Source organism: Calothrix rhizosoleniae SC01 (assembly GCF_900185595.1).
Lineage (GTDB): Bacteria > Cyanobacteriota > Cyanobacteriia > Cyanobacteriales > Nostocaceae > Calothrix_A > Calothrix_A rhizosoleniae.
Genome location: NZ_FYBH01000201.1, coordinates 1 through 10,642 on the forward strand (window position 1 = coordinate 1; position 10,642 = coordinate 10,642).

10 protein-coding genes are annotated in these 10,642 nt (G+C 39.6%); 4 read left to right on the forward strand and 6 right to left on the reverse strand.

Features of this window, described 5'->3' with window-relative positions; genetic code table 11:
- Positions 1-153: 153 nt before the first annotated feature.
- The 4 genes from pstB to pstS all read right to left on the reverse strand — a co-directional run bounded on the left by pstB (position 154) and on the right by pstS (position 4,155).
- Entirely contained in the window at positions 154-960 is an 807-nt protein-coding gene (gene pstB / locus CALSC_RS12430; RefSeq protein ID WP_088241660.1) for a phosphate ABC transporter ATP-binding protein PstB, read from the reverse strand.
- Positions 961-1,008: 48 nt separating this feature from the next.
- On the reverse strand, positions 1,009-1,902 hold the full coding sequence (pstA, locus tag CALSC_RS12435; RefSeq protein WP_088241661.1) for a phosphate ABC transporter permease PstA: 894 nt from the start codon (positions 1,900-1,902) through the stop codon (positions 1,009-1,011).
- Between the two features lie 37 nt (positions 1,903-1,939).
- A complete protein-coding gene (gene pstC / locus CALSC_RS12440) occupies positions 1,940-2,890 on the reverse strand; it encodes a phosphate ABC transporter permease subunit PstC (RefSeq protein WP_088241669.1) in 951 nt (316 codons plus the stop codon).
- A gap of 110 nt (positions 2,891-3,000) precedes the next feature.
- Positions 3,001-4,155: a phosphate ABC transporter substrate-binding protein PstS gene (pstS, locus tag CALSC_RS12445; RefSeq protein ID WP_088241662.1), complete on the reverse strand. Its 1,155-nt coding sequence runs from the start codon at positions 4,153-4,155 to the stop codon at positions 3,001-3,003.
- A gap of 547 nt (positions 4,156-4,702) precedes the next feature.
- Here pstS and CALSC_RS12450 point away from each other — a divergent pair.
- Both CALSC_RS12450 and lspA read left to right on the forward strand, forming a co-directional pair.
- Positions 4,703-5,290, forward strand: a complete 588-nt coding sequence (locus CALSC_RS12450; RefSeq protein ID WP_088241663.1) for a biotin transporter BioY — start codon at positions 4,703-4,705, stop codon at positions 5,288-5,290.
- 137 nt (positions 5,291-5,427) lie between these two features.
- A complete protein-coding gene (lspA, locus tag CALSC_RS12455) occupies positions 5,428-5,898 on the forward strand; it encodes a signal peptidase II (RefSeq protein ID WP_088241664.1) in 471 nt (156 codons plus the stop codon).
- Between the two features lie 330 nt (positions 5,899-6,228).
- Here lspA and CALSC_RS12460 read toward each other — a convergent pair whose 3' ends face one another.
- Positions 6,229-6,528 (reverse strand): hypothetical protein, encoded by a 300-nt coding sequence (locus CALSC_RS12460; RefSeq protein ID WP_088241665.1) that lies wholly within the window; start codon positions 6,526-6,528, stop codon positions 6,229-6,231.
- Positions 6,529-6,576: 48 nt separating this feature from the next.
- Entirely contained in the window at positions 6,577-6,756 is a 180-nt protein-coding gene (locus CALSC_RS12465; RefSeq protein WP_088241666.1) for a hypothetical protein, read from the reverse strand.
- Positions 6,757-7,228: 472 nt separating this feature from the next.
- On the opposite strand from CALSC_RS12465, the gene CALSC_RS12475 reads away from it, so the two are divergent.
- Entirely contained in the window at positions 7,229-9,496 is a 2,268-nt protein-coding gene (locus CALSC_RS12475) for a transglycosylase domain-containing protein (RefSeq protein ID WP_088241668.1), read from the forward strand.
- 429 nt (positions 9,497-9,925) lie between these two features.
- The coding region (locus CALSC_RS12480; RefSeq protein WP_235006771.1) for a tetratricopeptide repeat protein at positions 9,926-10,642 on the forward strand (717 nt) is incomplete at its 3' end.

Sequence of the window (10,642 nt, forward strand, 5' to 3'; positions counted from 1 at the left end):
AATAAGTAATAAGTAATAAGTAGGGCTTGCTGAAACACTGTGACAGAATGCTGTTCCCTAGTGCGTAGCGCTATATCTAATAACAAACTCCCCATACATACGAAAGTACAAGGAGCTTGATTTTGATATGTAGCATTCCTAACTGTGGCGATATTAGCCGAATCTACCGCTTACATATTCCTTGGTAGCTTCTTGTTGAGGGTCTTGGAAAATAGCTTCAGTTCTATCGTATTCTACTAAATAGCCAATCCGCCCTCCTTGTTCTGTGGGTTCGACATTGAAAAATGCCGTTTTATCAGATACCCGCGATGCTTGTTGCATGTTGTGGGTAACAATGACAATGGTATAGCGTTGCTTGAGTTCGTGAATTAGCTCTTCTACCTTTAATGTAGAGATTGGGTCAAGGGCAGAACATGGCTCGTCCATTAAAATAACATCAGGCTGAGTTGCGATCGCCCGAGCAATACACAACCTTTGTTGTTGTCCTCCAGATAAGGATAAACCACTTTGGCGTAATTTATCTTTGACTTCATCCCATAAGGCTGCTTGTCTGAGGGAACGTTCTACCAACTCATCTAAATCACCTTTGAATCCGTTAATTTTGGGCCCAAAGGTAATGTTGTCATAAATTGATTTGGGGAAGGGGTTTGGTCTTTGAAACACCATCCCAATCCGGCGACGCACCTCTACTGGATCAATATGAGAAGCATAGAGGTTTTCGCCATAGTAACAAACCTTACCTTCAGCCCGAAATATTTCAATCAGGTCATTCAAACGGTTATAACATCGTAGTAAGGTACTTTTTCCACATCCAGAAGGTCCAATAAATGCTGTTACTTGGTTTCTGGGTATATCTAGCCAAACATCATTAAGTGCCAAAAAATTTCCATAGTAAACCTTTAAAGCCTCTGTTCTTAAAACAGTTTGTGTTTGGTTGCCAATATCAACATTAGTAGCCATAATAATTGAGTCAGTATTGAATCATATAATTTCAAGTCTTAGAGTTAATTAAGATTTACGACTAGAAACCCAGCGAGCAATTATGCTGGTAATCAAAACCATTAACACTAAAATTAAGGAAGCTGCCCATGCCAATGATTGCTGATTAGGATAGGGAACAATGGCAAAGTTGAATACCAAAACAGCAAGGGAAGCAATGGGTTGAAATAAGCCGTTAAAGGCAAACTGAGAAAATAACGCTGTAAATATCAGGGGAGCAGTCTCTCCCGCTGCCCGAGCAATTGCTAAAGTGACTCCAGTAATAATTGCAGGTAAAGCTGCTGGCAATATAACTTGTACAACTGTCTGGAAGTTAGTGGCTCCTAAACCTGCGGAAGCTTGTCGCAAATCATCTGAGACTAATTGCAAGGCTTCGTCAGTGGTACGAATGACAATTGGTAGCATTAGTACCGATAGAGCTACACCCCCAGCAATGGGGGAAAATCCGACAATTTTTGTCGAGACAAGTAAACCATAGGTGAATACCCCAGCAATAATTGAGGGTATACCACTGAGAACGTTGGTTGCAAAACGAATCCAACGGGATACAGTTTTAGAGCTAAACTCGACTAAATAAATTGCTGCTAATACTCCGAAGGGAACGGTAATTAATGCAGCAATGCCTACCATCAAGAGGGTGCCAACAATCGCATTACGGAAGCCTCCCCCTTCAACTAATGGAGGTGGTGGTAATTCTGTAAATATGCTCAAATTTAGACTACCCACACCCTTAATTAAGATGTAGGATAGCACTGCCATTAAGGGTAATAAAGCCAACACTCCACAAATGATTGCTACCCCATTCATTAAGTTATTAAATAGGGTTCGAGGAGAGGTGGGAGAACGACTTAAGTTTCTACGAATTAAATCGCTGTCTGGCAGATCGGAAAAGCTAGGATCCATATAGTATTAAACCATATAACATTAAACACAGAAAATGCTAAATCCGTTTGACTCGCAAAACAATTAACTCAGCGATAATATTCACTATTAGAGTTAGAAAGAACAGGACTAAGGCAGCATACATTAATGCTGATATCTGCAAACCATCTGCCTCTGCAAATTGGTTGGCTAACAAAGAAGCAATAGAGTTAGCTGGTGCAAATACGGAAGCATTGATCTTATTAGCATTCCCAATCAACATGGTGACAGCCATAGTTTCTCCCATTGCCCGACCCAAAGCTAACATTACCGCACTGACAATGCCAGAAAATGCGGCGGGAATTAGAACTTTCAAAATCGTTTCCCAACGAGTAGCTCCTAACCCAAAAGCTGCTTGACGTAAACTAGGAGGCACGGATATCAGTGCATCTCGGGAAATAGCTGTAATAATCGGCAAAGTCATAATGGCTAAGATTACTCCCGCAGCTAACATCCCTGGTCCTGTGGGAGGACTGCTAAAAATTGGCACCCAACCCAAGATACCATGTAGCCATTTACCAAAATTTGTCAAAATTGGCACTAAGACAAAAATTCCCCAAATGCCATATACGACACTGGGAATAGCTGCTAATAATTCTACCAAAAACACCATCACTGTTTTAACTTTGGATGGCAAAAAATTCTCACTGAGGAGGACAGCAGTGCCAACACCAATGGGTACAGCAATGAGTAGACCAATGAAGGAACTAACTAAAGTCCCATAGATTTGCGGTAGAACTCCATAGTCACTTTTCACAGGGTTCCAAGCACTGTTGGCTAAAAACCCCAAACCAAACTCCCGCATCGCAGGTATCCCTTGGGCACCTACTTGAAATGCTATCCACAATAAAACACCTGCGATCGCAAAAGCAAAAAATTGCGTCAGCCAAATAAAACCGCGATCCAATAATTTATCTAGTTGCGATCGAGGTTGAATTTTCATGTGAATATTTTCGTCTTGTATATTCATGGAATAAATTAACCTACCAATGCTGGAAGGTGTGGGAGCAAACCACACTATAAATTGAATTATGGGGATATTGATGGCAATACTTAGGGGTACCGATTATCCCACATCTTCTACTTATTAGCCACGGAAATTGTGTAATCAGGAGCAATGGTATCTGCTGCTGCTGCAACTTTCTTGATTACATTTTCTGGTAAGGGGACATAACCAAGCTCTGTACTCACCTTTTGACCTTCAGTTAGGCCATACTCAATCATTGCTTCTACAGCTTTGGCTTTGGCAGGATTATCGTATTTTTGATAAGCCAAAATCCAAGTATAGGTAACAATTGGATAAGATTCTTTTCCTTCTGGATCTTTGATGAAAGCACGCAAGTTGGATGGGAGGGTAACTGCTGATAAGGTTTTGGATGCAGCCTCATCAGAAGGCTTAACAAATTCCCCTTCTTTATTTTCCAAGGTCGCAAAAGAAATGTTGTTGAGTTTGGCATAACCGTACTCAATGTAACCAATGGAACCCTCAGTTTGTTTAATCTGAGCTGTTACACCTTCATTACCTTTAGCACCTACACCAGTAGGCCATTGTACAGTTTTACCCTCACCAACTTTACTTTCCCACTCTTTACTAATGGCGCTTAGGTGTTTGGTGAATACTCCTGTGGTTCCACTACCATCAGAACGATGCACGAATGTGATATTTTTGTCAGGAAGATTAACTCCAGAGTTAATTGCTGTCAATTTGGGATCGTTCCACTTTTTAATCTTACCCAGAAGAATATCAATATAAACTTCTCTGGACAATTTTATATCGTTTACTCCAGGCAAATTGTAAGCGAAAACAACACTACCAGCAGACATTGGTAGCAAAAGCACTCCTTTATTAGCATCAATTTCGGCAATGTCTTTATCCTTCATTGCCACGTCACTAGCACCGAAATCTACTGTACCAGCCTTAAATTGTTTGACCCCAGCACCACTACCAACTGACTGATAGTTAACTTGCAAATTGGGATATTTTTTATTCAAATCTGCAAACCAACGCTGGTACAAGGGAGCAGGAAAAGAAGCTCCAGCACCATTGATGGTGAGGTTGCCACCTAAATCTAATTTTCCTGTGCTAGTGGCAGCAGTTTTTGTCGCACTAGAGGATTGATTTTGAGTTGCTGTATCGGTAGTACCACCACAAGCAGTCAGGCTAACTGTAAGTGCTATTACTGAGATATTTCTCGCTAGGGGAGAAATTTTTGCTACTTCTATTTCCTGGGACATGTTATGTCTGATTTTATTAATTTTATCCTAAGCGTTTATAACTATAATTGCCAATGGTAAAGGTAAGGTTAAGGCTAATAAAAAGAAACTAAATTCTTTATAGTTAGTTTTGAAAAATTTAATTTTCTTTGTAGAAATATACTCTTTGGCATTTATCTCAATCTGCTTACAGGTATAAATATTACATTCTGACTTATTAAATACAGTGTGGTTTTGAACTTTTTGCGATCAGAGTTTGCTTGTGTATTTATACTTTTAATCAAGTAGTTATTTACACTTTTATTACATAGCGAAACAGATTATTGATTCAATTACACCAATCTATTAGCTATAATTTACCTCTATTGACCAAGATGTAGTATACTCAGGGGAAAATAATATACCGTATGTTGCAATTTGTCTTAATTGAAAAAACAAAAAAATTGGCGCTAGTGAATTATAAAAATGAATCTATTTTTATTAATCAGTAAATACTAGCTGAAAATCCTTGAGCCTGAGTCTCGAAGTTCGGCTTTGAATGAAAATATTTTACATGAGTAACCTGTAAATGTTAGCCGCATCCAATCAATTACTATGGTCTATGATTGGCTTAATGCTAACCATAGCCGGGACTTTTCTAGAAGTCCATGTGACTACCTTTCCGTGGAATTGGGTTAACCAAGAGATCCATACTATTTCCTTAGGAGTGCCATTTCAAATAGGTGGTGTACTATTGGTTGGATGCTTGGGTGGAAAAAATGCAGGTGCCCTGTCCCAAATAGCTTACTTAGTTATGGGCTTAACGATATTGCCTGTATTTACCGATGGTGGTGGGATTGGTTATATCAAATTATCCCAGTTTGGCTATTTGCTGGGTTTCATTCCTGGAGCTTGGGTTTGTGGTTTTTTGGCATTTCAGGCTCGACCGAAATTAGAAACCTTAGCTTTTAGTTGTATTTCTGGTTTGTTGGCTGTTCACATCTGCGGTATAACTTATTTGACCATCAGTCATCTTGTGCAATTGCAAGGTACGGAAAATGAAACACTATTGCAGGTAATTTACAAATATTCTTGGTTAGCATTACCAGGACAATTAGCTGTTGTTTGTGCTGTGACTGCGATCGCTTATGTGCTAAGACATGTAATGTTCTATTAGTCCTGAGAAGATTTATTGCAATTGACATTGATCACAAAAACTGACTGAAAGTTGATTACTTCATGGTAAAAAATACCAGATTTATTTGTGGAGTTAATCTAAAATATTAAACTTTTTGACTATCAATCGACTAAACTATGCGTTGGAAAAACCGCTTTTTCTGGATTACTGCTTTTGTTACTTTTTTCTTAGACCAACTAACAAAATATTTGGTAGTCAAAACTTTTAACCTCAAAGAAACTCTACCTCTAATACCAGGAGTCTTTCATTTTACATATGTTAGAAATACTGGTGCAGCATTTAGTTTATTTTCAGGTCAAGTGGAGTGGTTGCGTTGGCTATCTTTATTGGTGAGCTTGGCATTGATAGCTTTTGCTTGTTTTGCACCAAACTTAAATTTTTGGGAAAGGCTTGGTTATGGCTGTATATTAGGTGGAGCTATGGGTAATGGCATAGATAGATTTGTTTTAGGTTATGTAGTTGACTTTTTGGATTTTCGCCTCATTAACTTCCCTGTGTTTAACTTAGCTGATGTGTTTATTAATATTGGAATTGTGTCTTTATTAATAGCAAATTTTAAACAAAACCCTGCAACCCACAGAGACTAATATAGAGAAGTGAATTATTGTACTTTGTGCTTATACATCGGAGCAAAACTATTGATTATTTGTCCATAAATAAATTTAGGGAATTATCCTTTTATGCTTCAGTCAAGAATAATAAAAAACATTTAAATAACATAAATAGAGGTAATCAAAGAAATTGATTACCTCTATCTTTAACTTAATATCTTGCCAATATACAAAACTTTCTATTGGCGCAACCATTTAGGAAATTTCCAGAATTAAAATTACCAGGCGATTACAAATTCACCATAGGAGCGCAAGGCTTACGCCCTTGTCATTGGTAAAATTATTTTCAGAAATCACCTTAGCTATTTATTCTTTGGAATCATCAGATTCAGGTGAAGTATTTTCTACTTCAGGCATATTGATTGGTTGCTCTTCCATAGAACCAGGGACAGGATTTTTAGTGCCATCCAATTTTGTAGAAGGCATTTCATTAGTTTCAGTTTCTTCTGAATTAGGAGTTGGTAATGGTGTTATATTACTGGGATTTTCTTCTGAGTTAGGAGTTGGTAATGGGGTTATATTAGTAGGGGCATCGCTTGGAGATTGTTGTGGAGTGGTTGTGTTACTATCTGGAATTGTATTTTCCGGAATAGTAGTTTCCTCCATATTGGGGGTAGTTTCAGTTGTTGGTACTTCTGTAGTTGATTGCTCTTCTTAAACTTGATTTTTCCCTTGACAACGAGAATTCAAAGGGGATTTTTCGCACAAAATTTTCATCACATCCGATCTCAATTTTTTCGGCTGATTTTGTTCTGTTGTTTGTGCTACAGCTAAGTTACTTGTAAGAACCAGAATTGCACTTGTGGTAATTAAAGTAATAAATTTTCCCTTCATATTTACTGAACCTCAACACCTCAAAGACTTACTCCGCTAATTAAATCAAACAATTGCTCCAATAAAATCTGTCTAAGTAGGGATGTATATTTAATAGTGATACTTTAAGAGCTTTCTTGACCAGAAGAAACAGGAGGAAAAGGTGCAGTCTTGCTGGGGGGGAATGCCGTTTTCACCTGCTGTGGAGCGTAGCGAAAACTTGGTTTCAGGCCCTCCGAAGTTGCTCTACTTGGGGAAACCTCAAGACTGCACTGCCCTCTATATTTATATATGGGGTTTCTCCCCTGCTAAGAGCTCCCTGCTCCCCAGCCTCTTCGTGACAGTTTTGCTATTAATTAAAGAGAAACAATTGGTTGTAGCAAAACTTGCACTCTTATGGGCTCGGCTGTAGACCCATTATTTTCGGTAAAAATAGTAATATAGAGATTGCATTTTCCCAATTCTTCTGTAAAAAATATGGTGTGAATAGCTAATGAGTTCCCCCCAACCTCCTCAAAAACCACAAACATTGCTCGGTCAGATTACCCAAGCAGTACAGACAATTCAAGCTAGAGTAGATTTTTCCAAACTGGCACTGAAGCCTAATGCTAGGGTACCAGAACTGTGGGTGCAGGATGCGGGGGCAGATAGGGCAGAAGTGTATCCCCTTTTAGGCGATCGCTACATTTTGGGTCGGAGTTCTAAATCTAGTGATATTGTTGTTCGCAATCCCGTAGTTAGTCAAATTCATCTGTCCATATCCAGAGATTCATCCCAAAGGCGACCAGCTTTTATGATTAAGGATGAAAACTCTACCAATGGGATCTATCGTGGTAAGCGGCGACTGACGAACTTAGAGCTGCGTCACGGAGATATTCTCACCCTGGGGCCACCAGAATTAGCCGCATCTGTGCGACTACAATATGTTGATCCACCTCCTTGGTATTGTCAAGCTGCAACTTGGGCGGGTTATGGAGTAGCAGGTATTACCGCCTTAGTTTCCTTAGCGATCGCTGTAGAATGGCTAAAATTCTCCGTCACACCCCTACCTACAGCCACCCGTGCTCCAGTGATTGTGTATGCCCGTGATGGCTTTACTCCCTTACGTGAGCCACGCTCCACGGCTCATGTTGACATGAAAAAATTATCTGATTTTGGCCCCTATTTACCAGCAGCCGTGGTTGCTTCAGAAGACAGCCGTTTTTACTGGCATCTAGGTGTTGATCCCTTAGGAATTTTACGAGCCTTGTTAATTAATACTCGTAGTGGTGATGTTCAGCAAGGGGCTAGTACAGTCACCCAACAAGTTGCTCGTAGCTTATTCCGCGATTATGTAGGCAGACAGGACTCCTTGGGGCGTAAAATTCGGGAAGCTGTGGTATCACTGAAGTTGGAAACTTTCTACAGTAAGGATGATATTTTACTAACTTACTTAAACCGAGTTTATTTAGGAGTGGATACTTCCGGCTTTGAAGATGCAGCCCGCTATTACTTTGAGAAATCAGCCAAAGAATTAACCGCCGCAGAAGCCGCCACATTAGTCGGAATTTTACCAGCTCCCAACGGATTTAATTTCTGTGGGAATAACAAAAGTAAGCAGAATATCATTGGTTATCGCAATCGTGTACTGAGACGAATGCTGGAAATGGGTAAAATGAAGCAAGATGACTACAATCGCGCTCGACGTTCGCCCATTGAAATTAGTCCTAAAGTTTGCGAACAACAAGCAAAAACTATTGCTCCTTACTTTTATAATTATGTCTTTGCCGAATTGGAATCAATTTTAGGCAAAGATTTAGCAGCAGAAGGCAACTTTATTATTGAAACTCAATTAAATCCCTCCATGCAATCCCAGGCAGAAAATGCCCTAAAGAATGCAGTGAATACCAGTGGCTCCAATTTTGGATTTTCCCAAGGGGCTATATTAACCCTGGATTCCCGCACCGGTGGAATATTAGCGATGGTAGGTGGTAAGAATTTTCAAACCAGTCAGTTTAACCGTGCTTATCAAGCCAAAAGACAGCCAGGATCTACCTTTAAAGTTTTTGCCTACGCCGCAGCTATGGAAGCAGGAATATCCACAGGTAAAACCTATTCTTGTTCTTCCCTCACTTGGAGAGGCTTTACCTACAAGCCCTGTCGCACCGGTGCTAGTAGCCTAGATATGACAAGGGGACTTGCCCTTTCCGAAAACCCAATTGCTCTGAGAATAGCTCGTGAAGTTGGTTTAGATAAAGTGGTGAGGATGGCACGAAAACTGGGAGTTAAATCAGAACTAGAAGCAGTACCAGGACTAGTTTTAGGTCAAAGTGTAGTCAACGTCTTGGAAATGACAGGAGCTTTTGGGGCAATTAATAATAATGGTGTTTGGAATCGTCCCCATGCTATTAGTCGGATTTTAGACAGCAGTGATTGCCGCGATCGAAATGACTTACAAACCTGCCGTGTCATCTATTCTTTTGATCAAGATGCTGATGCCAATAAGAGAGTTTTAAAAGCAAGTATAGCCCGAAGAATGAGCCGCTTACTACAGGGAGTCGTCAGTAGCGGAACTGGACGTAGTGCAGCTATTGGACAGGGAGAAGGAGGTAAAACCGGAACCACAGACAAAAATGTTGATTTGTGGTTTATTGGCTTTGTACCTAATCGGCGAATAGCAACTGGTATTTGGCTAGGAAATGACAATAATTCCCCCACTTCTGGTAGTAGTGCCCAAGCGGCTCAGTTATGGGGTAATTATATGAAGAAAATTGTTAGGTGATGAGGGGAGGGGTGAAGGAGTGAAGGAGGGCATTTGTGACAATTTAAAAAAGAATAAATTTTTTCAATGATGTGTTTAAGTTTTCGCTATTGGAAAGAGATTATGACTTATTTTCAAACAAATTTCACTAAATCTTGAAGAAATACTATCAATTTTACAAATAGAGCATGTAATACTAGCTAGTATAAATAAAAATAATTTTTCCCGTGTCTAGAGACATGATTATATTCGTATATCCAGAGTAGACCACATCACAATTACTGATACAGGGAAAATTTCCAAAAGTCAGTTTTTTATCCTTTGTATCCAATAAAAAAGTATATTATAGAACTCCGTAATTTAGCCAAATTAATGCCTTCCAACTTTTTCAAGCTAAAATTCCTTAACTGCAATCCCTTAAAACTGGTATCTTACTCAATCGCCACAGCAATGACATGGGGACTTTTGGTAAGTATACCAAGAGCAGTTGCAGAACAAATCCAGCCATCATTATCAACCCAGCAGTACTCAGAATTAGCAGAAGTACAGAAACTGAATCAACAAGTTAATATATTGATTCAGGAAGGCAAATACAGTGAAGCCATTCCTCTAGCAGAAAGTGGATTAGCAATTTTGGAGAAAGTTCAGGGTAAGGAACATCCTAATGTTGCAAAAAGCCTTAGCAATTTAGCAGGAATGTACCTGTCGCAGGGGAGTTATGCTGAAGCAGAGCGCCTTTATTTGCGCTCCCTAACAATGTTGGAGAAAGTACAGGGCAAGGAACATCCAGACGTGGTAAAAGGCTTCTACAATTTAGCAACGCTCTATCATGTACAGGGAAATTATGCTAAGGCAGAACCTCTTTATTTGCGTTCTTTGACAATTTCAGAGAAAGTACTGGATAAGGAACATCCAGACGTGGTAAAAACCCTCAGCAATTTAGGATCGCTTTACTTTTCACAAAGAAACTATACCAAGGCAGAACCTCTTTATCTACGCTCCCTAGCAATTTTGGAGAAAGTTGTAGGCAAGGAACATACTTTTGTGGCAGCTAAACTCAACAATTTAGCAATAATTTACAGTTCCCAGGGGAATTATGCCAAGGCAGAATCCCTTTATCTGCGCTCCCTGGCAATTGTGGAGAAAGTTTTAGGTAAGGAACATCCA